This window comes from Anabaena sp. UHCC 0399 (assembly GCF_034931465.1).
GTDB lineage: Bacteria > Cyanobacteriota > Cyanobacteriia > Cyanobacteriales > Nostocaceae > Trichormus > Trichormus minutissimus.
Map to the genome: position 1 here is coordinate 161658 of NZ_JAYGGZ010000001.1, position 23460 is coordinate 185117.

Below are 23460 nucleotides of genomic sequence, written 5' to 3' on the forward strand. Positions count from 1 at the left end.
CCTTTTTTTAATCAAATCCTGGGGGGAGTTCTAAGGGTGATAGTGTCCCTGGTTGGGATGGGGTGGGTGATGTTGGTAGGGGTGTGGGTGATGTAGAACTAGGAGTACCTCCGGGGGTTGTTGATGGATTCTGTGCGGTGGGGGGTGGGGGAATGACTGGGGGGGTGGGTTGGGTTGTTGGTAGTTGTGGGAGTTGGGGTTGGATGGGGTTTAGTGTTTGGGGAGGTGGTGAGAAGGTTTCTATGGTGACTGAACGACTAACTTTTTCACCAGTCGGACTGGTAGCTTGTAAGATGATTGTTTCGCTACTGGGTTGATTATTTACGGGGTAAAGTATTGTCCCACTGCGAGGTATGTCTCCTGGTGCTGGTAGCAGTTCTACTTTCATTTCGCTGCTACCTTCTACTTTCCAAGTGAGGTTTATTGCTTGTTTAGATTGGTTTTGGGGGTCGATGAGAATTTGATATTTGGGTAATGGGTTACTACCATTAATTTTGAATTCTACAATTTGGCTGGGTAGGGGTTCAACTTTAATTACATCCGTTTTTTGCAGTACGCTGGGTTTATCTGTGTCGGTTTTGGTAAATACTTGCAATTCAAAAATGTAGTCTCCGGCTGTGCGATTGTTGGTGGGGACACTACGACAAGTTAATTGGTTTTGTTGTTGTCTACAAAATGGTTTTAATTCGTTGGGAATTTCTTCGTTGAAGTTATAAATTTGCGGTTGACTGTTAACTACACCTTCAGGCGATCGCCCAATTATTTGTAGTTGTTTAATCTTATCTAAATCGCTAATTTTCCAATTTAAACGAATTGTATCAGGACTGATTTTATTATTAGTTTTTAAATTAATTTGTGTTTCTTGATAAATAGGTTTTACTGAGGCAAATTCTAGAATTTTAGCTGGTGGTATGGGGATAATTTTAATGGTATTTGTTTTAATTGTGTCTGCTGCTTCTTCGGGATTTTTTTGATTAAATGCTTGCAGTTCAAAAATGTAATCCCCCGGTTTACGTGCATCGGTGGGGATGTTGGCGCAAGTTAATGTAGTTTGTATCTGACAAAAGGGCTTGAGTTCTTCTGGAATTTGACCGTTGAAGTTGTAAACTACTGGTTGTACAGCCGCAGTCCCATCAGCAAATAGGCCATTGAGAGTCAAGCTTTGTAGGGTGTTGGGGTTACGGATTTGCCAATTTAAACGAATCGAACCATTATTAGCTTGTTGATACGCAGCATCGGAAGACTGGAAGCGCAGGATTTTAGGGGGTGCTGGGGGTTTTAATAGCCACCATAGCAGAAATGCGATCGCTACTATACTTCCCAAGACTGTGAGTAAGACTAGCAAAAATTGCCACCAAGGACGCGCTTCCCAAATTACTGTCCCCGGAAGGGAGGCGTTAGGTAAGGGGTATTGCTTTTGGTCTTCTAGTTCAATGCGGAAGTTAAGTAAGCGTCCAGCACCAAATATAGGACGTGACCACCATTTCACCGGTGTTATAGTCATCTGGGAAATGGCTTTTTCTCCCGGTAAAACCCGGATAATAGGGGGAGTAGTGACGTAAGTACAGACTTTATCTTCATCCGCCGGAATGGGTGTACAGACAACTTCTCGGACGGTGTTACCTGCGTTGGTTAACCTAATTTCAAAGACTCCACCTTTGCGCCTGACTCTACCTATAACTGTCAAAAGTTCTGCATTCAATAAATAAGAAGGCAGAATTTCCACATACACCACATCCAACAATACCAAATCGGGATTATTGGCAGAGTACAGGCGAATAGTGGGATAGTAAACTCCAGCCGTTGTGCCTAATGGGGGGTGAAATTGCAGTAGAATTTGTCCTGTTTCCCCAGGGTTGAGATTCAAACCCATATTCGGGATAACTAACCCGGCTGTTTCTAAACCTTCGGGATAGCGGATAGTGTACCAACTTTCATGACAGTCGGCACAAGTCAGACGAAACCTGTCTACCCTATCAGAACGGTTGTGGACATTGATACTGAGTTGAAGTATACCACCGGGGGGAATTGGCGCAGGCGATCGCGAACTACTCGCAGGGATTACATTAAAAGTTGGGTCACTAACTCTAACAACAGTTTCAATCGCCGGTAATACCTGAAGTTTCGCCGTATGACGAATCGGAGTATCTTCTGGGTAGTGCATCGGCGCATCCACAACTATCACATAGTTATAGATGCTAGGAATTGCTGTAATTGGCACATTAAATTCAAATAGCACCTCACTCATCGAGTTAGGACTTAAAGCTAACCTTTGATGGGGTGCATCACACCATTGAATTAACTGCGGAGATAAATCATCTATAAAAACATCTATTAATGCACTTTCTGCACCTTTATTAGTAACTGTGATATTAATTTCAAACCGAGAACCTGCCTGTATAGCATACTCCCCGGAAGGGTTATAAATAACCGCTAAAGGACTACCAGGCGATAAAGTTTGCTGGATTTGTTGCTGTTGAATACCAAGTTTAGGTGCGAGATGAACTCGATATTTAAGATCATCATCACGAGTGAGAATTGCCTGCACAAAATCTTGGTCAAGTAACTCATCTAGCAACGCTAAGGTAGCTTGTTGATTTAAATCTAGATAATATGCAGCTTCAGATAGAGTTACACCATCTGGCTGATTTTTGAGCATCCACTGCACAAGTTTGCGCTGTTGGGGTGGCAGAGTTAGGACATCTGCCATACTCAAACCAACTTTAGAATTTTTAGTACGGGAATTTGTCACAGTCATAATTTATTAATCATTAATCATTATTTTTTCTTACTATCAATCAACACTCACTACTATTTACAATAAGTATTATTAGATGTAGGAATCACATTTAACCTCACCTGAGTATCATCATTACCACTAATAATTAAAATTTCATTTCTTACAACTTTGATATCAACACTATTAAATTTTTGGGAATTAGAACGTACTTGTTTACCATTAGGTAAAGCGCGTCTACCATCTTTTGTTAATGGCCACAACATCACACGACTATCATCACCGCCACTGACTAAATAGCAACCATCTCTACTAAGTGCAACTGAACGTACAGGTTTACCACCATGTCCATCAGACCATTGATCAAGCACTTCACATTGGGTATTATTTTGATTAACGCATTGCTGCATATTCCATAAAGTAATTTGTCCCCTAGTATCAGCCGTTGCTAAGAGATTTGGTTTGTGTTTGGCACTGGCTAACCCAACAATATAATCATTTTGGCTACCTGGGGAAGTATATGGAACTTTCCACAACTTATCTTGTTCAAAATCCCAAATTGCTAAATTATTATATCTGCCACCAATTGCTAAATTTCGTTTATCTTGTCCCACAAGTGCTAAACCATAAACAGAAAAATTTACCTCCTGCTTTTTTATAGGTTTATTCAAACTATTAAGATTACCCAAGAAGGCACTATAGACATCCCACTTCAAAACTAAGCCGCTACCATGTGCGCTAAATAAAAATCTAGAGTCTTCACTAAATTCTAAATTCAAAACACGATCAGCTTGATCAAAAGAAAACGTTGCTTTGGGTTTTGAAGTACCACCTAAGACATCCCAAATTTGAATTTCTCCATTTTCCAAACCTGCTGCTACTACATCATTTTCCACAGGTTTATAGCGCACAACACGCACAGATTTACCTGTATTTTTCGACATTCTACCATCATGTTGATTAATAAAAGGATTCCTAAAACCAGCAATGTTCCATCGAATAATACTTTGGTCTTGAGAACCACTCACAGCTTTATCCCCCACACCGTTAAATTGTACAAAAGTCACAGGTCGAGTATGTCCAAATAATGGGTTATTAGGATTTAGCCAAGATATTGCCCAGAGTAAATATAGTAGCAAAATAGCTAAAACTAACTGTAACCAAGGATGAAGCACAGGATGAATAGCTAGTTGTAAAAATTGGCTTTCATTAGTAACATTAACGCGTTGATCTGATATAATAGCTTTGGCTATAAATAATAGTTTTTTGGGCAGCCAAAACCAATGTCTAGGCTTACTTACTAAGAGTTGTAATTGCTTAGTTTCTCCAGGAATTATTTCTATATTATCTGGTTGGATATCGAAAAAACATTGCGGTTGTTTTTCCTGACCTGCTCGAATATCAATATGTGCTGTTTGTGTTAAATTGCTGGCATTATGACATTCGAGTTGGTAGGTTGTAGAGTTAGTTTTCCATTGTGGTAACCAAATACGATCAGCCGGAATCTGTCGCTTTTCTGGTGTACAACGAAAATCCACAAATCCCCCAGGCGCAACTTTAATGATGCCTTCAGGACTGCGGGAGGGTGAAGCATTGAGGTGGGTAGCTTCAATAGTAAAAGGATATATTTGACTAGGGACTTCTGCGGGAACTGGTAGTTGACAAGAGAAAGAAGTTTCTGCCTTATCACCAGGGAGAACGGTTAATAATCTTTCCTCATTACCTGATAGCCATTTTGTGTCTATCCCTATCATTCTGAGGGTGACAGTAGTAGGTGATTGACTGGGATTGACAACCCGGACGGGAATTTCAAGTACTGCTTGCGGCTGAGTGGAAAACTCTCTTACAGGTAACTCAACTTGCACAGGAATAGCACTAGTTCCAGCCTCGACAATTAAACGCAGAAGTTGTCTATCTTCTTCCCGCAGTTCTACAGAGAAGATGCGGACTATCAAATTCATTTTGCCGATAAAACCAGGAATCGGTGTATCGGTGATAGTCACGCAAAAAGTTACGCTGTCACCGGGGGGATTTTTGGCACTGACAGCAGGTGTGATATTGTACCAGTTAGCACTTAAACTTGAACTACCACCAGCCGCAATAATTTCTAATTGGAAGGAAGCGAACTGATCACTATCGTTAACAACAGTGACTTCAAAGGATGTCGGCGAACCACCTGGTTTAAATGTAATTACTTGAGTTGAGATATTGGCGTTGACTAGTTTAATTGCCATAGTATAAAGTCAAAAATAATCAGAGGTTTGTAGTAAGCACTTTAGTGCTTGGGGAATAAGGACTAAAGTCCTTACTACGAACTTAAAATTTTATTTCCTATTCCCCCAATTTGTTGAATACACTTTGTAATGGGTCTGGTTTAAATGATGGGGATGGTGTAGTCGGTGTTGATAAAATGGGCTGTTTTTGTAATTGAGTCATTTGTTTTCTAGACCAAGCAAAATGTAAAATATTAATTCCTAACTCTTGGGCAGTGCGAATTGTTTCTCGTGATAAAGTTAGTTTTTCATCTAATCCCCAAGCGGCGGATAAATCGCCAATTACTAAAACAATGCCACCTGCAATTAAGATTTGAATCGGCTTTTGATTAATCACAGGCAAAGCCGCAAATAAAAACGGGTGTATCCGCATGGGGTGATTGCGGTCTAGTTTACGTAAATCTTCTAAGTTAGTATTGAATTTATCGGCGATATCAACAATACTTTCTAATCTGTCTATAGCATCAGTAGGTGATTCAACTAATAACACACCCCCAGCATCTATATAGCTTTTGAGGTGAGTTAATTCTTGTGTATTTAAAGAAAGTGGTTGAACACCTGTGGTAAATAACAAGTCGTAAGCGATCGCATTATTGATATGTTCTAAATGCAACGGTATGCGGTCAATATGCTCAAATCCTTGTATAGTCTGGGTCAGATGTTCCGCAGATTTAAGTAAATAGGAAAGATTTGCCCAACTATCCCTAACTTCCGGTTCAGCAGTTTCCAGATAAGCAACCCTGACAACTGCACTATGACGCGATCGCGCTATGGGACGATAACGATAGTCTAGGCTATTCAACTCAGGGTAGAACACATCTTGGGGATTTTGTAAAGGTATTAATCCTGGCTGTAACACAATCCGACATAATTCCACCTCATAAGCATCAGGTGGTGTAGTTTTTTCTTCTAAACGAAAACTCTCAGTTTCAAACTCAGCGACTTTTTGACGTTGCAAGTCATCAGGATCGACATAACTTACCACTATATAAATCAGCCGTGGTTTATCTTCCGCAATATCAGCAGACACATGAAAGTCTATTGCTTGAGGGACAATAATCGGATTCCCATGAGTATCAATTGCTAGTCCTGGCTGAATTTGCAACCATCGTCCATCGTTGTACTGTGAAGACACGCCTTGGGGTGCAGGAGTTAAACATACACCCAAACCATAAACAATCCCTGGCTGATTGAGGGACTGATAATGTATATTTTGCCTTTGACGGTGGTAATTGTGCGATCGCTGCCATCTTTCGGCATTAATCAATAAACCGTCTTGGACTTGTAACCGTTCTAGGGGTTGAATTTCAGATGGTAGATACATAAGAAGTCAAAAGAAAAGTAAAATGAACTTAACCTGTATACATCTGTATTTACTTAACCAACCTCTCTTCCTCCTTTGCGTTTATGTTTCCCTTCGGGACGCTTCGCGAACGAGAACGCCTTGCGGTGTATACGTGAGTTTTCCATATTCCAAAAACGCCGAAAAAATTATTTACGCCAAAACTCGTGACTCCACATACAACTCATAGGTACAAAAAGCTGGTTTTTCTTGCTCTATAATGTGACGGACTAAATTTTCATCAATTTGGTTGGGACGTTGAGGACGGAGACGGACAATAAAGTGATAAGGGCGACCACCGCCAATCATCGCATCTTGACCTAGGCAAGTGTTACCTAACACAAACCCTTCACCGCAAATTTCCTCAATACAAATATGTTTATCAGCTTCTGTAGCAATATGATCATCTAAAGGTAAATCTGTATAAAGATGTAAATAAAGTCTTAAACCCCGCCTTGTACCACGCCAGCGATATAGTTCTACAGCCGAACGAATTAAAAAGCGTTGTCTGGCTAGCGTCCAGCGTTGATCAAGCGGCCAAGCTACCCAATGGGCGAGAAAAGGTAACAAAGCCTGGGGTGCAGTCATGGGGTCTAGATAAGCCCAAAGCACATCCATTGTCTGCACGGCTGGTTCAAAAGCCTGCTCAAAAATTTTCAGGAAGCGACCAATAAAGTCCACTTCCCGATAAAGCTGAGGTATAAAATTAAGATATAAACTGCGCGGACGTACATATAAATTCAAAGCACCAGTTTCGACAAACTGCCTACCTGTGCCTTGTTCTTGGTAATAAACATGAATACGGCTGTGAAAATCTAACACCATCGGATGATTAGGTGTGACAGCCATTTCTTGCTCAAAAAAGTCTTCAGGAATGTTAAAGCACAGTACAACGCTCATCTGTGCGTGGGGGTCAAAAGCATAAGGCCCTTGTTTATCGGGTTCTTTGTGAATAGAACACCACTCCAAAGGGAAATTGCCTTCAATTTGTACCTTAATATCTAGACTGCGATCGCCTAAATTTTCCAACTGCAACAATATTTCACTGGGTTCTCTCGGATAGACAACTACATCACACCCCGAAAGTTTAGTATTAGTTGCCAAATTAAACGGCACTAAAGAAGTATTTTGAGATGCGGCTGCCGTCGATGGTTGCAGCGCATCCGGTTGCTGCATGGGGGTTAATTGTAAACTTAAAGAAGCCATAATTAATTCGTAATTCGTAATTCGTAATTCGTAATTAGCGCGTAGGGTGTGTTATGGACGTCAGTCCTAACGCACCCTACTGAATTAAATTCACGACGTGACCAGAACGCAACCGCGTATTTTGCCAAGAACAAATCAATCCCAAACTTCCAGGATCAATCACGGGATTTTGGGGAAGCGATCGCACCCAATGATCTCTGACGTAACGTAATTCAAATAACTGTACAACCCCCAAATAGCGCACAGCCGGGAATTTTTGGAATAGAGTCACAATATCAGAAGGATATACAGGACGACCAAAAGGCCAGCCTTTACCATCATGTCCGCCTGTGATGGGGTTTAGGAAGCGGTAGAGAGCAACTCGCAATTTCCCTAACATTTCTTGTTGGGCGGAGGGATTATTGTATTCTGGCTCTAGGGCGACTTCCGTTTGCACTGCTACACCGACATATTCCGGTGCTTGTAGTTTAACTTGCACCCCCAGTAACCGCCGTTCATCTAAGTAAGCCAAAATCTGACTGCGGAGTTGGGGACTCAGGCTCAATAATTCGGGGTCGATACCTTCAGCGCGAGCAATAGCATCAGTATTCGCCGATGGTACAACTAATAAGCGAACCGTCCCGGCTTCTTTGGTGGAGTTAGGTGGTAAACAACGTACACGCGCTACAGCACCAGAGCCAGCTTGCAGAGTTAGCACTTCAAAATCTTCAGGAGTGACAGCGCGATCGCGTGTCCGCAACATCGCCGGGACTCGAATCACCGCATCTTCCAAAGATTCCGCATCCGCACCATTACGAGCCGGTGCATGATTAATCAATCGAGCAATATAAGGTACAGCCGTTTTCGCGACAGTAATTGTCCCCCGTTGCACATTCCCTTTCCGTCCCCCACCCGTGCGATAAGCCACCATCCGAATCACTGAACCACGCGTAGGTACAGCCCCATATTGACGCTCTAACTCCTCAGCATTGGGAATAAGTGCTGAGTTTTGAGTTCTAAGTCCTGAATTAGATTCCCCACTCGGTACTCGGTACTCATTACTCAGCACTGAGTTGTCCCCAGTCCCTAATACCTTCCTCCACTCAGTCTGCTGCTGAATTTGGGCTGGTTCACGAATTAAAGGGCCAAACTGGACTAAACCTGTGCGGGAATCAATAGTGTAGTGTCGATCTAAAGCCCCAGAATTAGCAAAATCACTGACTTCATACCATGTCTGCGAAGATAAACTTCCTGGCGGTAATACTTCTATATGTTCATCTTCCCGACGATTTAACAAAGGAAACTGCTGTAATTGAAAAGTCTGCCCCGGTGTGCCGTCACTTTCGCCTAAAATTTCATCGTAAATCAACTCACTTTGACTAGCTCCCACCGTACCACCAATGGAGCGCACCGACAAACCCACAATCCGGGGAGAGCAACTAAATCCTGGTTGATTGGGTTGGGGACTCGTGTAAACGCAACGTAGCCAACGCCCTTGGAAAGCCGTAAAAGTAGTCACAGGCCAAGATTGGGGTAAATGCAATACCACATCTGCACCCTGGAGGGGATTAGCACCTTGAGCCGCCAACTCACTAAAACTGAAGCCTTTGGTACTATCGTCAGACTCTTGGAGTAAAACAGACACCCATTCCACACCATTCCAAGCTTCCCAGCGTCGCGGAGGTGCATCGGGGTTAATCCCGGTACTAGTGGCGGCTTCTCCCTTAAATTGCAGTGCTAAGACATTCCCCTCACACTGACATTCACCATCAATAACTATGTAAAAACTATTGCCTGGCTGGGGTTGTTCATCAAAAAAAGTTAATTCCCTACCGTACCACTGATCATCAGGGCTGAGAGACCAGATATTAGTAAAGCGATCGCGTAAAATTGCAGGTGTAGTTTCTACAGTTTGGGCAGAGAGAAAATGGCGAATTTGGGGTTTATCAATAATTAAAGGTCTATCTGTAGTAAAAGCGATCGCTTCTTCCGTTTCCGTGCGTATCGTCGCCACCTCCACACCAGCCGGAATTGTATAGCTATCCGGTAAAGCCGCACTTAAATAAAAAGTAATATCAGCTAAAGCTGGCGCAGGTGCTTGCAAGCGCACCCCCAGCAATTCTAAAAAAGTAATGTAATTGCGCTTCGGTACTTGATTGAATCGCAGTAGCATTTGGTCAGTCAACCAAGCAAATAGCTCAATCAGCGTAATTCCCGGATCGCTAGGATTGTAGTTCGTCCATTCAGGACAATAGCGAGGAATCCGCAGCACACATTCATCGACCAAATCTTTAAACGTGCGATCGTCTAGATTTGACTTTGGTAACTTCGGTAAAAAATCAAATTCCACAATAATATAACCTGATTAAAAAACGTGTTGATTATCTTGGCAAAGGGACTGGGGACTGGGCAGAGAGATAATAAAAGAAATATAATTTTACAAATTTTGTATCTAATGACCATTGACTATTGACTTTCCACCCCATTCACATAAAAAGGAAAAACCAAACTGCGAGAATCATGAGTCTCTTTTGGATGATACTGAATATGAATATCTACCCGACCGCGTAACGGATCAGCTTCAGTAAAAACTCCATCTAAAACAATTCGAGGCTCCCACATTTCCAAAGCTTCTTGGACGTGTAGGCGCAAGAGTAATAAAGTTTGAGTATTCATCGGTGCAAAAGTTAACTCAGACAACCGCGAACCAAAATTAGGCCGATACACACGTTCACCCAAATCAGTACGCAGAATGAGCATAATCGACTCTTCAATGTTGCGTTCCTTGGTGCTGAGTTGCAAACCTCCCTGGACGTTCACCCTGAGTGGAAAAGACCAGCCCGTGCCTAAATGACTACGATGCTGATTTTGATTGAATTCTGGCATGGTAAGTCAATGCTGACAAGCGTGTTTACGGTAATTTACGCTCATCTACAAAATCAACACTATTCGCCAAAAGTCTAGTTCAGTCATATAAATCAAAAATATCCCCTGTACGATGTATATTAAAGTATGAGCAACAAATAATAGAGACATAGCAGTGCTACGCAGAATTAATAAATATACAATTGCAGACATCCTACTTAATACTCTCTTTGTCATCCAACTTTATTTTCTTGTTGATCATTTCACCTAACCATCCTCCCGCCGTCAAGCTCAAAGCTATGATGACAGGAGAATACCAAGCAAAACAAAATTCATCTCTTAGGGGTGAATTTTGCTTTTTGTGGTTACGAATTTAATTTAGGAGAGTGTCAACCCTTTCGTTAAATTACTAGATATAATTGCCACTGAGTATGAGAGCTACTTCTTTACCAAAGTAGGTCATATTACCGGAAAAAGTGCGTAGTTTACCGCCGTAGGCATCGCATTAATTCCTAAATCAAACGCCTGCTGTATTTCTTGGAGAGGTAATTTGCTGTCTAGGGATGACTTTAAACAGCAAGAATCAACAAATCAAGCTGTCATTAAGGGCTTTTAGCTAAAATCGCAACCCTATACCACCTTGCACAGAGACAGCTGCACCACCGCCATTACGGTAGGCATCAAAAGCGATAATGGCGTTACCAAACAGCACAGTATTACTATTAGGAACAGCATAATCAACACCTGGTTGTAAGGCAAAACTAATTTTGTCCCCCACCGGAGAAGCACTATCACCACCGGTTAACACCAAGCCAGCACCTAAATAAGCATCTGTTTGCCAATTCAGAGGCACATCATAGGAAACGGTAGGTACAACTGCCGTATTCTGACCAACTAAAGCTTGAGCGCGAAAAGAAATTGGTGCTTCTAAAAGCTTATAGCGAAAAGCCAACACCCCACCAACTTGTACACTATCGGTTATGCCAACAGTCGGCCCTATACCTACGTAACTACCATATGCCACTTGAGCCTGTGCTGGCTGAGTATTGATAGCCAAACTCAATATTGAAATTGCGCCTAAAGCCGTAACTAAATGAGGTATATATTTCATCACCCAACTCCTCACACTGTCTTAGATTTACCAAGTTTAATTTAATACTTATGCTAAAGGCAAAAATGATTTTTTAGTGAGGACAAATCAATTCAAAATTCAAAATTATACTCCTTCGGAGTAGGCTTACGCCTGCGTAGCAAAGCAAGCGACTCGTTAGCGTCACGCAGTGAAGAATTCCTAGGAATTGGGAATCATCAGTTATCAGTCACTTGATAACTGATTTAACTCCCTTGTCTCCCCTACACCCTAACTTACGGACACACGGGATGAATACCGCCTTGAGTACAAATATAGGCAATTTGTCTATCCTCTAAGTTTTTGGCTTGAGAAAAGTCTACGCCTTTAACTACCGCAGATACTGCGCCGATGTCTGGGGTTTGTACAAATTGATCTGCTGGGTCTTGTCTATTGGGGGTAAGAATCGCCCCCTTGAAATTAGCCCCGGCTACATTTGCTCCTCGTAAATCAACCAGACTCAAGTCGGCATTTTGCAAGTTAGCATTTTCTAACTGGGCAGAGCGTAAAATCGCACCCGTCATACGAGTCGCACTCAGGTTAGCATTACTGAGATTAGCCCGTTCCAAATCTGCGCCGGAGAGGTCTGAAGCTTGCCAATCAGTTTTACTTAAGTTAGCAAATGACAACTGAGTACCGATCGCAATCACGCGACCAAGACGCGCACCATATAAGTTCGCATCTTTAAATTTAGCATCTCCTAGGTCTGCACCAGTTAGGCTGGCGTTTTCTAGAACTGCACCGCGTAAATCAGCCCCGACTAACTGCCCACTGCTGAGGTTAGCACCAACTAGACGTGCATTAGCTAAATTAGCTCGGTTGAGGGTAGCACGACTTAAATCGCTACCAGTCATGATGACACGACTGAGGTTAGCATCAGTGAAATTGGCTTGTTTCATCTGAGCCTGGGTTAAATCAGACACTATATCGTCGTAAGTGTCAAAGCGTCCATCTTCACCTGCACTGCGGAAACGACTACCTTTAAAGTTAGCTTGGTTGAGATTGGCTGATTTCAACTTGATTCCTGATAAATCGGTGTTTTCGAGTACCAAGTTAAAAAAGGAACTACCAGGAGTGCCACTTTGACCTAATTGGACGCGGCTGAGATCCAGATTTTGGGTTTGACCGCTATAAACACTGAGAATTTTGTTGATGGTTTGCTGGTTGATTTGTAACCGCTTTTGTCTTACTTCCCGTTCTGGGGATGTGCTGCTAATAGACTGTAACTCGCCAGCCAAAAACTGATTTTTGTTGTGTAATTCGGTAATTGCGGGAATACCAACACTGATGAGTGCTTGCTGAATGGTATCTATCAGGATGGGGTTGGTTTCATTCACCATCATATCCGCCAAAAACTGGATAGACTGCTGATCATTGAGACTACCCATAGCGAGAATTAAGCTTTGGCGTTCTTGCAGGCTAGCTGTAGAGTCAGGACTTAATTGTTTAACCAGTGCCAAAAACTGCTGACTGTTGATTTTCTGAGATTCCTGATTGCTTTGCTGAGTCTGGAGATAAACTTGTGTGCCAATTAAAGTAGCCAGCACCGCCGTCATACTTGTGAGTGCTACCCCAAACAAAGTCAGGCTGGGATTTTGCTGCATCCGCCGCCACAATGATATTAAATTACTGTCATCTGGAGTAATGGCTATTGCGGCTGTTGCTAGTGCCTCATTTTCCTTTGGTGTAGCAGTCTGGCTACTGCTAACGGGTAAATTCCGGGCATTATTTACGACATCTGCCGAGGGTACAGAACGATGGGCATCGACGACGTAAGTACCAGCTAGCCAATCATGTAATGCTTTGCGTCCCCGGCGTGCTGGTAGAGCTAAACCTTCGCCTAGTACCATCAATACTGCTAAAGATGTGAATAATCCTAAATTGGGGAAGGCGAAACTATAACGCCAGAGAATGTAGGCAATGGACATAGGCACAGTCAAGCGGCCAATACCTTCACGGACAAATACAGCTGCTAAACCTGGTGGTGTACCTTCTTCGTTGACAACCCGCACACCAAACCAACGCTTAGGTAGGGTACTTCCGGTTTTTGCCAGTAAATATAATTGCCACCAAGATAGGACTGTAGGCGCGAATAAAGCTATTGTCCAAAGAAAATTAGTCGGCCAAGCCACATTGCGAATGCCATAGCTTGCAGGTAACGCCAAAGGACGTGCGATCGCTCTTTCTGTTACTACTAGTACAGGGTTAAGAGGGACTCGATTGATATCGCTGCGAGAATTGGCATACACGCCCAAGCCGAAGGGAACTAGCCCACTGGCAACTAAAAGAGCAATTTCTGCCGTCCAAGCTGCAAACCGCCTTGTGACTAGCGAATTAGTTTTTTCTGTATTTTTTGTGCGGTTAGATTGATTAGTATTATTTTTTTTTACAATTGGGGTTGCCATTAGATAATTCCCTTTAATTTATTTTTGTGCCGCTTGGGAGTGCTGAGTGCTGAGTAGCGGTAGCGCGGCGTTTAGCCAGTGCTGAGTAGTGAGTAGTGAGTAGTGAGTAGGTAGGCATTGTATTTTTCTCCCCCTGCTTCCCCTGCTTCCCCTGCTTTCTTTTCCCCCAGTCCCCAGTCCCCAGTATCGAGTCCCCCACAACGGCTATTTATTTTGTGCGTTACCAGATACAAAAAATTTGTATCCAACATACACTAAACCAGCTAACAGTGCCAGACTTAGAGCAGATACGACTAGTTTCAGCACCATTTGCACAATTGACAAGCCTAATAAGGCTGCCACACCTACAAATACGAGCTTGCTTGTCCCTGATAAGTTTTGAAACCAGAGTTTTCCTCTTTCTAACTGCTGTTTCCAATTGAGCCAACTAAACTGGGAAGTCTGTTGTGGTGCTGACTTTGGAGATGCAGAATTAAGATCAGCCTCCAATTGTTGGAGGCGACGTTGTAAGTCTTCTTCTGATTGAGGATTCATGATTTTTTTACCTCAGCTAATACACTTTATGGAACAATTAACCCACCAAATTCTATTCATGAGAATTCACGCAAGTAAAATTCAAAATCAGGTTAAATTTACTACTTTGCATTATAAATTGCGGCGTAGGATTGTCGTACCCACCCACCATAGGTGTTGGCGCAGCCTACCGTAGGTCATCGCCATTTTCCCAAATTTGTAATTTTTCGTCCCTGCATCAGTCCCCATTATTATCTAGTGGTTTTGTTTGTGATTTTAGCTAATGTCTTAGTGTCAAGTACCTTTTTCTGTCGGTAAAATTAACTATTGGCTCTTGTTGTTGGGTTTAGCTGTCACCATTCCTAACTCAAGTTCTATAAATTAAGAATTTTATTAATTCTGTAGATATATACTTAAATTATTCTCGGTTTCCTAATAATTTATTCACTTCATGTAATTTTCATACTTTAGTTATATATAGTTAAATAAATTTATAAAATTTTATACATAACTACTCAGGAACAACGCCTATTAATCAGCGTCTCTGAAATTAGAAGGTTTATAACAAAAATTATGTTGAGATACTGATAAATTATGAATACTATTAATGTATTGAAAGTTATTTCTACTACACTTGTTACCAGTGTAGTGCTTACGGAAGCGATCGCCTTATTTGGGGCGCAGCCTATCTTGGCTCAAACACCCATGATTCACATGAGTCGTAACTTAAGTTCAGATCCATTAGTTGTTAATGGTACATCCGACAAAACTGTTCCTAGCAACTGTGGCAATATCACTGCTACACCCAATCAAGTCATCAGAGTGACAGAGGCTTTACCCTATCTGCGAGTTACAGCTAAAAGCCCAGTAGGAAAAACCACGTTGTTGATTTATGGGCCTGGAGGGCGTTTTTGCGTTATGGCAGATAGTTTATCTGATAGCTACCCTGAATTATCAGGTTATTGGATACCAGGCGATTACTCAGTCAATGTAGGTAATTTATCTCACAAAGAGTATAGCTACACCATTGAAATTTCGCAACAAAAGAAACCAAAAAAGTAGGGATTGGGGACAAATCAAGTCAAAAGTCAAAAGTCATAGACGCGAAAGCGGCTTCCCGAAGGGTAAGTCAAAATTAATTAACTCCTGAGGATTGGGGACTGGGGGAAAAGAAAGCAGGGGAAGCAGGGGGAGAAAAATACAATGCCTACCTACTCAGCACTCAGCACTCAGCACCGGCTAAACGCCGCGCTACCGCTAACAGCACTCATGCTAACCTTTCAGGAACTCGATGATGATCTCTCAGTGGTGCTTTCATCCATTGGAAAGCTACAAGATTTAATAACAAACCAATCAAAAACAATAGCAGCATTAATGTGATTTGATACCAGATCACTTGGGGTAACAGTACGTCTACTACCAAATGAATTAAATTGAGGACGCTGTAGAATACAGTCAATCCAAAGTGAATTACTCTATAGCGTCGATTATCAGTAAAAACAGTAGCAATTATTGCCAAAATAGGTAGGGCGAAAAAGCCTAACATCAACCACATAATTCCTGATATTTGATTGATTGATGTCGCTGTATGAGATTCAATTACATTCAATCCGTGAAAAAGCGGCATTAAACCCAATTGGGTATGAAACAGTGTTCCTAGGAGGAATACTATCCACAGAGCCATGATTTTTTCCTGATAATTATTGGACATATGCTGGCCATTTTTTATAACTTATAACCAATGCGACGGAGTAAGTTATGCCGGGCGTTCACATCCTCAGTTGTCTCTATGCCTTTGGGTGAAAAACCATCAATCACCCCAAGAATACCTCTCCCTTGCTCGGTTTCAGCTACGATTACCTGTACGGGATTAGCTGTGGCGCAGTAAATTTTACAGACTTCTGGACATTGCTTAATAGCATTGAGGAAATTAATAGGATAGGCTTGTTTGAGTAAAATAATAAAGCTGTGACCTGCACCTACAGCTTGAGCATTTTTTGTGGCGATTTTTTCTAAGGATAGATCATTACCAGCAATTCTAATTAAGCAATCTCCTGATGCTTCACAAAAGGCAATACTAAATTTAACTTGAGAGGATATCCCCACCATAATTTCATATAGGTCTTCTACGGTTTTGATAAAGTGGGTTTGCCCTAAGATTAGGTTACACTCTTCAGGCATTTCCAGATTAACTGCTTTAAGTTCCATGTTGCTTTGAATTGGGTGGTGTAGTATTTCACTTAATATCAAATATCAACTTTGTTGGTGTTGTTGAATAAAATTAGGAAAAGTTCACGCAGAGGCGCAGAGGCGCAGAGGCGCGGAGGTAGGGAGGTACAGAGGCTATCATAAAACAACTTCTCTGCGTGCCTCTGCGTTTATCTCCGCGCCACTCTGCGTTTAAATTTTCTTACTTAGTTGAGACTGCAAATCTTTCCAGGTGACACCTGCTAGGTTAGGGAGAACTATATGGGCTGTTCCTACCCTTTCTTGGGGTCCAATACCTATAGCCCACATACCACCAGCCAAGGCGGCTTCAATACCTGCTGCTGCATCTTCTACGACTACACATTGCTGTGGGTTTAAGCCTAACTGATGGGCGGCGTAGACAAATAAATCGGGGGCGGGTTTGGGTTTTTGGACGCTGTAACCGTCAGCGATCGCATTTACTTGATCAGTAATACCCAATTTTTCGATCACTGATTGGGCATTTTTACTAGCTGAACCGATCGCAATTTTAATCCCAGCTTGTCGCAGTTCATCCAAAAGCGCGATCGCACCTGGTAATAAATCTTTGGGTGTAATATTTTTGATCAGTTCCACATAGTAGCGGTTTTTCCGTGCCATCATCTCTTGAATTTGGTCTTCTGAATAAGTCCTATCACCAATAATCAGCATCAGGGAAGCGAGGCGAGATATACCGCGTAAAGCTTCATTAGCCTCCCGATTAAAGGGAAGACCTTCTTCATTTGCCAGTTTTTGCCATGCTAAGTAATGATATTCAGCAGTATCTGTCAGTACCCCATCTAGGTCAAAGATAAATCCGCGAATATCGGGGGATTGGTTGTCCCCTCTAGTCCCCTCTTTTTCCCCAGTCAAATCAAACTTATACCACTCACCCCGCCAGTGTAGCTGAAACTTTAAGCGTGACCAACCAGGGGGTAGGTGAGGGTTAGATACAGGGCCATGTTCTGTAAATTGAATACCTCCAAAGCCAAAAACTACCGCTTGCCAAACACCCCCTGCACTAGCACCGTGAATACCATCTTTGGTGTTACCGCGACTATCTTCTAAGTCCACCATCGCCGCTTGCATAAACCGTTTGTAAGCTATGGTTGATTTGCCTAAGTCTGAAGCTAGAATGCCATGAATGGCGGGGGCTAAGGATGAACCATAGGTAATGTCAGTGCGGGGTGCGTAATAATCCCAATTAGTTGCTAATACTTTTTGGTCGTAGGGAAACTCTGCCGATGTCCGCATTAAGTACAACAGCATTAAGACATCTGGTTGTTTGAGAACTTGGGTGTGGTTAGTTCCTTCCATGCCCAAAATAGCTTGTATTGATTGGTGGCGTGGTTCGTAGTCGGCTAAATTAATATCCTTTAATTGGAAAAATCCCTCAAATTGTTCAATGAGTCCGGTTGAGGGATCGTAAAGAATCCAGATTTTATTGATGATATCTTGCCAGTAGGTTTCGATTTCTGGGGTAAGTTGCAGTTTTTGAGCTAGTTCGGCGGCGCGTTCTGGGAAATTTTGCTGCAACCATGCACAAACTTTCAAGGCTTGTTCTAAATGCCATTGCACCATCCGGTTAGTGAAGGTGTTGTTGTGGACAAATTCGTGATACTCATCTGCACCAATCACGTCTCGAATTTCATACCTGTCATACTGGGGATTAAATTCAACTCGACTACCCCAAAAGATGGCTGTATCTAGGATGATCTCTGCGCCATAATCGCGCATCCAGTCATCATCATCGGTGGCTTGCCAGTAGTGACAGACGGCGTAGGCGATATCTGCGCTATTATGAATTTCGCGATCGCGGCACCAAATTCGCACGTCTTCACCATAATAATCGTCTGGTAGTGACCAACGAGGGGTAACTTCATCGCCTGTATCAGCACTTTCCCACGGATACATTGCACCTTTGAAGCCGTAATGAGTCGCTTTACGCCTTGCCCCTGCTATGGTGTGATAGCGGTAACTGAGTAAGTTTCGGGCGACATCTGGCTGGTTATAAGTGAAAAAGGGCAGAATAAAAATTTCTGTATCCCAAAAGATATGACCGCGATAACCAAACCCTGACAAGGTTTTGGCAGCAATACTGACTTGATCATCATGGCGGGGGGCGGCAATTAATAGCTGAAAAAGATTGTAGCGGACAGCAAAAGCGGCTGTAGCATCGCCTTCTATGACTATGTCGCTGGTTTGCCACACTTGATCCCAAGCTTTTTGATTGTCTGTAAATAATGTTGTGTAATCAGCTATGTCTACCAGTTTTTCGTGGGCGGCGATCACTGGTGTTTTCGTCTCCCGTGAGGTAAAAACTGTGACTATATTTTCTACCGTCACAGTTTGTTGGGCTGTTACTAAAAAGGTGGTGCTGATGCTGGGATAACCAGGTACAGTGTTGATTTGTACAGAAGCTTCTGTCCCTGAGATGGTCATTTTTGCTGCCATCCCAATTTCAATGCGGGTGCTGCGGGTGCGACTTTGTAACCAAATACCCTGATCGGTTTTACCTTGGTCTATTCTTTCCCAGTGATTGAAACCTTGGTTTTCTGCATAGCCATTGATGCTAGCCTGAAATTCGATTAAGGCATCGCCATCATAGGATGTTAAGTGGCAGCGTTGCCCTAAAATATGTTCATCTGCAAGAGAGGTGAAGCGTTCAAAGTGGATATCAATAATCTTATTTTTCGGACTACGCCAACGCACCCAACGACTCAGCAGACCATGACGCAAATCTAGTTGTCGTTTGTATTGTAATACTTCCCCTTGATCGAGACGGAAGCGATCGCCATTAATTGTTACTACCAACGGTAGCCAATCAGGACAGTTAGCCAATTCTGTATAAACAACCGGCACATCATCATAAACACCATGAATAAATGTTGCCGGTAACCCACGAGTATAGCCTTCTTCAAAGCAACCCCTTGTGCCTAAATATCCATTACCAATGGTAAAGATAGTTTCCCTAACATTTATTTGCTCAGGGTTAAACTGGGTTTCAATTAATCTCCAGTCTTCATAGATAAAATCACCAATGGTATCTTGTTTATTCATAGCCCATATTCTGCAAATAGTAGGAGTTGGGATTTAAGCTAGTTTTGGCTTAATTTATTTTTGAATTTTGACCCTTCACTTCGTTCGAGGGCAAGATGCAAGAATTTTGAATTGGAGCTAACGACCCATGTGTTTATCTAAAATCTTTTCGGCTCTAGGTTTATAAATTAGATGAAATAAAGTTTCCATGTAACGAACTCTAGCTTCACTATTTTCAGGGGCGACAAAGTTCCAAAAACTAAATATTTTAGCCACTGATAATAATTTCTTGTTGTGTAAGTGCCAATTGTATTTGTGATGAATGCGCTGACTTACCCATTCAGAAATTTCTTGCCAGGATTCGGGATGGCAATCGCATTTTTCTAGAAAGGTGATAATCTTATTCGCTGTCCCTTCTGAATCTGTGGGATTAATATGAAAGCCATTACCGTAATCTTCAATAATTTCTAAAGAACCGCCAAACTTAGTTGCAAAAGTTGGTAAGCCGGAAATCATCGCTTCCAAAATACTGCGTCCAAAGGCTTCAAATCTGGCAAAATGCACGTAAATCCCCTGTAAATCAGCCGCTACTCTGTAGACTTCCCCCACTTCAAAGTTAGGTAGTCGCATTCCCACCCAACGAATTTTGTTGTGGAGTTCATACTGATTAATCAAGTCATGCAGTTTTTGGATTTCTGCCGCTTCTGCTGGGTTAGCTGCTTCGGAAGTATGCAGTTTACTAGTTAAAATAATCAGGTTGCAATGCTCTTGTAATCGTGAATTTTGACCGAAACATTCCACTAAACCAGTCAGATTTTTAACGGAAGTAATAGGAGCTACTGCCAAAATGGGACGCTTTTGATTATTATCTAATCTACCAAGAATTTGGGGATGTTCTTCATGTAAGAGTAAGCTATAAATTTTCTTGGTTAAATTGGGATCTCGCTTGGCTTTTTGGCTGTGATGAAAGAAGACTTGTTCATTCACCCCAGGTGGAATCATATTAAATTTAGGACTAAACAAATCTATGCCATTTACTACATGATACAAGTGGGGCATAGTAAAACATTTATATGATTCATACTGTCCTATACTGTCTGGTGTCCCGACAATTTCTTGGTAGGATGATGTGATAATAAAATCTGCCGCATTCATGGCAATTAAATCGGCAGTAAATTGTGCCGAAAAATGATATTGTTCTTCAAAATCTGGCCAATAAAGATTACTGAATAAGTGTTTCGGTTTTTCTAAAGAGTGGGCAATATTGCAATGAGTAACTTTTAAATGCCGGGCAATTAGAAAAGCAACCAAGTTACCATCTGTATAGTTACCAATAATTAAACTAGGTTTACCTTTAAATTGCGTGAGTAATTCTTTTTTTGCATCGTCAGCAAAGGTTTCTAAATAAGGCCAAATATCAGATTTAGATATCCAGTTGTTCGTAATATCTGGATTAAATTCCCTAAAGGGAACGCGTAATATCCAGGCGTTTTCTGTATCATGCACCTTTTCTAGCCGCAAGTTACAGAATGTTCCTTCACAGTTAGGAATGAGGCGAGTGAGAATAATCACATGGGGTTTAATACCGAAGCTGTCAAGACCAGCGAGTTTAATTTCTTCCCGCAGTTTTTTTTCCAAACTCCGCGCTTGTTCCAAGACATAGATAACTTGTCCCAAGGTTTCATCTCGTCCCATGACATCTTCTTGCGCTACCCAGCCGTGGACGGAAACTAACACCACACGAAAGATAGCGGGGACACGAGAGACAAAGGTTTCCAGAATCGCAGGTTGAGGTGCTTCAATCAGCCTTTCTAAAAGTGTGAAGGTTTCGAGAGTACGGGAAGCCGTGTTTCCCCAACCCGGTTCAAAACCTAGTTTTTGCAAGTCGAAGTGAAAGTTGGTGTAGGGTTCTTCACCTTGTCGCTGACTAAGAAATTGAATGGCTTGGCGAATTTGTTTAGCTAGTTGAATACCAGAGGAAATGCGATCGTTGAGTAATAAACGAATATTATCGTATTTTAACGCCTGTAAGGCTGAATATATAAGTTCAAACCAATACTGGGTATCAGTTTCTAATTGACTGCATAGATAATGGTTGAGGAAAGCTAGACCTTGACCAATGTTTCTAGGGTCACTGATTCTGGGAGAATTTTCATAAAATGCCTTGAGGTCGATTTCTAAAATATGAGGGTCGTAGGCATTGACTAGGCGATCGCTCACATCTAATAATATTTGAGATGACATCACCTCAAACTTGCTAAAATCTGATTTCAGTCGCCAAACTTCTTGATTAGCAATTCTGGGACGCACCACAAACCAAATAGCTTCCTCCTCTAGAATGATTTCATGGGTGCAGTGAATTAATTTGGCAACAGAAGAAGAATAATAAAAGTATGTGGGTTTTTGGAATTGATGACAGTATTTAGCAAAACTTTGCAGAATCTCGTTTCTGAGGAAGTAACGTTTACCTTCAGCCTCTAGTGCAAATATCAACTGACGCAGAGTAGCTTTTTCTTCACTATCTGCCAGAATACATTGGTGTAGTTCATACATGGTGATTTTTTATCACTCTATGAGGTTAGCACTAAGGATTAAAGTCCTGACTACTAACTTGTTGAGAGGTTCATTTCACTTTTATGTCTTCATGATATACAAGCTTTAATACCCGTTACTTCTAGCTGTGGGATGAGAGTTGTGGGTGTTAAATGCTGAGTTGTGTAAAGCCATGCGGGCATAGCTGCGCTTAGAGCAGTAGCGGGGCGTGAGCAGCGTGCTAATTTTGAATTGCCAGGTAAAAAATGCCAAATTGGCTTAATTTTTTGTCAAAAAACTAGTATTCTGTATTTAAGTTAACTGTTTTGTGGCAAATATCCTGGTTTAAAATTTATCCTCTAAATTCAGAGAAGGTAATGAATGTAGCATTTACTAATCAGATGAGGTACATCATCGTCTCTTCCTTGCTTGCGGAGAGTGAGTTGGGGGTGGGTTTTTTGTACCTAACTGAACCGAGAAATGCTGTAAGCAAAATATCACAATTAATTAATATGAAAATCAGCCTTAAACGTAGAAGAAATAATTTTCAATTAATTTACTGATCATCAAATTTCTCAATGGTCTACATCCTTAAAAAAAAGTTACCTGAGAGATGATTATGAGCTATCAAATTCCTTCTTCACCTAAAAGTTTTCATAGTGCAATTACTCATGAGCAACTGAATCAAGTTATTGCAGCTATTACTGATGGTAGATATTCCTGGGCTTGTGTGTTACTTTTACGTTTCGTTGGTTACAATCCACTTCACTTTATCCCTCAACGAACTTATAGCCGTTTAATGAAAGAAAATAGACAAGTTCCTACCGTAGGTCTATCAATTAACAGTGCTGAGTTGAAAGATTATTCATAAGGGGCGGGGTATCTCTCAAGATGGAAAGTGCTGTTAGTGGTACTAGTACCGCAAGGCGGAAGTCAAAAGTCAAAAGTCAAAACTTTAATATACCAAGGCTTTTGCTGTTTTGAAATGGTCTGCTTATTTACGCCATGCTGTACTAGTTCATCAAATTTCAATTGAGGGATAAGCTTTTTTTGTAGTAAAGACTTTAGTCCTTAGAAAAATCAGGACTAAAGTCCTTACTACGAACAGACCGCCAAATCATTAGCGCAGCGTCCGTCTTTACTACGCAACGCTACCGCGAACTACAAAGGGGTACGGGGAATGCAAAAAAAGTCATTGCCCCGCCATTAATCTT

The 23460-nt window shown here is 41.8% G+C and carries 15 protein-coding genes; 2 read left to right on the plus strand and 13 right to left on the minus strand.

The genetic code is table 11. From position 1 onward, the window contains the following. Positions 1–7: 7 nt before the first annotated feature. The 9 genes from VB693_RS00725 to VB693_RS00765 form a co-directional block, all read right to left on the minus strand. Complete coding sequence (locus VB693_RS00725) at positions 8–2758, minus strand: hypothetical protein (protein ID WP_323264624.1); 2751 nt, start codon at positions 2756–2758, stop codon at positions 8–10. 53 nt (positions 2759–2811) lie between these two features. Continuing rightward, positions 2812–4971: a hypothetical protein gene (locus VB693_RS00730; protein ID WP_323264625.1), complete on the minus strand. Its 2160-nt coding sequence runs from the start codon at positions 4969–4971 to the stop codon at positions 2812–2814. Between the two features lie 97 nt (positions 4972–5068). Continuing rightward, on the minus strand, positions 5069–6334 hold the full coding sequence (locus VB693_RS00735) for a DUF4159 domain-containing protein (protein ID WP_323264626.1): 1266 nt from the start codon (positions 6332–6334) through the stop codon (positions 5069–5071). Between the two features lie 171 nt (positions 6335–6505). Further along, the gene (locus VB693_RS00740; RefSeq protein WP_323264627.1) at positions 6506–7558 is read right to left on the minus strand and encodes a phage tail protein; all 1053 of its coding nucleotides are present in this window, start codon (positions 7556–7558) and stop codon (positions 6506–6508) included. A gap of 76 nt (positions 7559–7634) precedes the next feature. After that, positions 7635–9887: a putative baseplate assembly protein gene (locus VB693_RS00745; protein WP_323264628.1), complete on the minus strand. Its 2253-nt coding sequence runs from the start codon at positions 9885–9887 to the stop codon at positions 7635–7637. Positions 9888–10003: 116 nt separating this feature from the next. Continuing rightward, the gene (locus VB693_RS00750) at positions 10004–10423 is read right to left on the minus strand and encodes a GPW/gp25 family protein (protein ID WP_190700220.1); all 420 of its coding nucleotides are present in this window, start codon (positions 10421–10423) and stop codon (positions 10004–10006) included. A gap of 595 nt (positions 10424–11018) precedes the next feature. Then, positions 11019–11513, minus strand: a complete 495-nt coding sequence (locus VB693_RS00755; protein WP_323264629.1) for a hypothetical protein — start codon at positions 11511–11513, stop codon at positions 11019–11021. A 254-nt stretch (positions 11514–11767) separates the two neighbouring features. Continuing rightward, positions 11768–13936, minus strand: coding sequence for a pentapeptide repeat-containing protein (locus VB693_RS00760; RefSeq protein WP_323264630.1), 2169 nt, complete (start codon positions 13934–13936; stop codon positions 11768–11770). A 204-nt stretch (positions 13937–14140) separates the two neighbouring features. Continuing rightward, positions 14141–14470 (minus strand): hypothetical protein, encoded by a 330-nt coding sequence (locus VB693_RS00765; protein WP_190700230.1) that lies wholly within the window; start codon positions 14468–14470, stop codon positions 14141–14143. Positions 14471–15043: 573 nt separating this feature from the next. Here VB693_RS00765 and VB693_RS00770 point away from each other — a divergent pair. Further along, positions 15044–15511, plus strand: coding sequence for a hypothetical protein (locus VB693_RS00770; protein ID WP_323264631.1), 468 nt, complete (start codon positions 15044–15046; stop codon positions 15509–15511). Positions 15512–15716: 205 nt separating this feature from the next. On the opposite strand, the gene VB693_RS00775 is transcribed toward VB693_RS00770, so the two are convergent. The 4 genes from VB693_RS00775 to VB693_RS00790 all read right to left on the minus strand — a co-directional run bounded on the left by VB693_RS00775 (position 15717) and on the right by VB693_RS00790 (position 22267). Further along, positions 15717–16160 carry a hypothetical protein gene (locus VB693_RS00775; RefSeq protein ID WP_323264632.1) on the minus strand — a complete coding sequence of 148 codons (444 nt, stop codon included), beginning with the start codon at positions 16158–16160 and terminating at the stop codon, positions 15717–15719. A gap of 14 nt (positions 16161–16174) precedes the next feature. Continuing rightward, positions 16175–16657, minus strand: a complete 483-nt coding sequence (locus VB693_RS00780) for an adenosine-specific kinase (protein ID WP_323264633.1) — start codon at positions 16655–16657, stop codon at positions 16175–16177. 192 nt (positions 16658–16849) lie between these two features. After that, entirely contained in the window at positions 16850–19735 is a 2886-nt protein-coding gene (gene pgmB / locus VB693_RS00785; RefSeq protein ID WP_323264634.1) for a beta-phosphoglucomutase, read from the minus strand. 117 nt (positions 19736–19852) lie between these two features. Beyond that, the gene (locus VB693_RS00790; RefSeq protein ID WP_323264635.1) at positions 19853–22267 is read right to left on the minus strand and encodes a sucrose synthase; all 2415 of its coding nucleotides are present in this window, start codon (positions 22265–22267) and stop codon (positions 19853–19855) included. Positions 22268–22865: 598 nt separating this feature from the next. Between VB693_RS00790 and VB693_RS00795 the strand changes: the two genes are divergently transcribed. Beyond that, entirely contained in the window at positions 22866–23117 is a 252-nt protein-coding gene (locus VB693_RS00795; protein WP_323264636.1) for a HetP family heterocyst commitment protein, read from the plus strand. The last annotated feature ends 343 nt before the right edge of the window (positions 23118–23460 follow it).

What these genes read in the sequence shown, in the direction of transcription:
- VB693_RS00725 (WP_323264624.1), bottom strand. Translation starts at nt 2,758, where the DNA reads ATGACTGTGACAAATTCCCGTACTAAAAATTCTAAAGTTGGTTTGAGT.
- VB693_RS00730 (WP_323264625.1), bottom strand. Translation starts at nt 4,971, where the DNA reads ATGGCAATTAAACTAGTCAACGCCAATATCTCAACTCAAGTAATTACA.
- VB693_RS00735 (WP_323264626.1), bottom strand. Translation starts at nt 6,334, where the DNA reads ATGTATCTACCATCTGAAATTCAACCCCTAGAACGGTTACAAGTCCAA.
- VB693_RS00740 (WP_323264627.1), bottom strand. Translation starts at nt 7,558, where the DNA reads ATGGCTTCTTTAAGTTTACAATTAACCCCCATGCAGCAACCGGATGCG.
- VB693_RS00750 (WP_190700220.1), bottom strand. Translation starts at nt 10,423, where the DNA reads ATGCCAGAATTCAATCAAAATCAGCATCGTAGTCATTTAGGCACGGGC.
- VB693_RS00755 (WP_323264629.1), bottom strand. Translation starts at nt 11,513, where the DNA reads ATGAAATATATACCTCATTTAGTTACGGCTTTAGGCGCAATTTCAATA.
- VB693_RS00760 (WP_323264630.1), bottom strand. Translation starts at nt 13,936, where the DNA reads ATGGCAACCCCAATTGTAAAAAAAAATAATACTAATCAATCTAACCGC.
- VB693_RS00765 (WP_190700230.1), bottom strand. Translation starts at nt 14,470, where the DNA reads ATGAATCCTCAATCAGAAGAAGACTTACAACGTCGCCTCCAACAATTG.
- VB693_RS00770 (WP_323264631.1), top strand. Translation starts at nt 15,044, where the DNA reads ATGAATACTATTAATGTATTGAAAGTTATTTCTACTACACTTGTTACC.
- VB693_RS00775 (WP_323264632.1), bottom strand. Translation starts at nt 16,160, where the DNA reads ATGTCCAATAATTATCAGGAAAAAATCATGGCTCTGTGGATAGTATTC.
- VB693_RS00780 (WP_323264633.1), bottom strand. Translation starts at nt 16,657, where the DNA reads ATGGAACTTAAAGCAGTTAATCTGGAAATGCCTGAAGAGTGTAACCTA.
- pgmB (WP_323264634.1), bottom strand. Translation starts at nt 19,735, where the DNA reads ATGAATAAACAAGATACCATTGGTGATTTTATCTATGAAGACTGGAGA.
- VB693_RS00790 (WP_323264635.1), bottom strand. Translation starts at nt 22,267, where the DNA reads ATGTATGAACTACACCAATGTATTCTGGCAGATAGTGAAGAAAAAGCT.
- VB693_RS00795 (WP_323264636.1), top strand. Translation starts at nt 22,866, where the DNA reads ATGAGCTATCAAATTCCTTCTTCACCTAAAAGTTTTCATAGTGCAATT.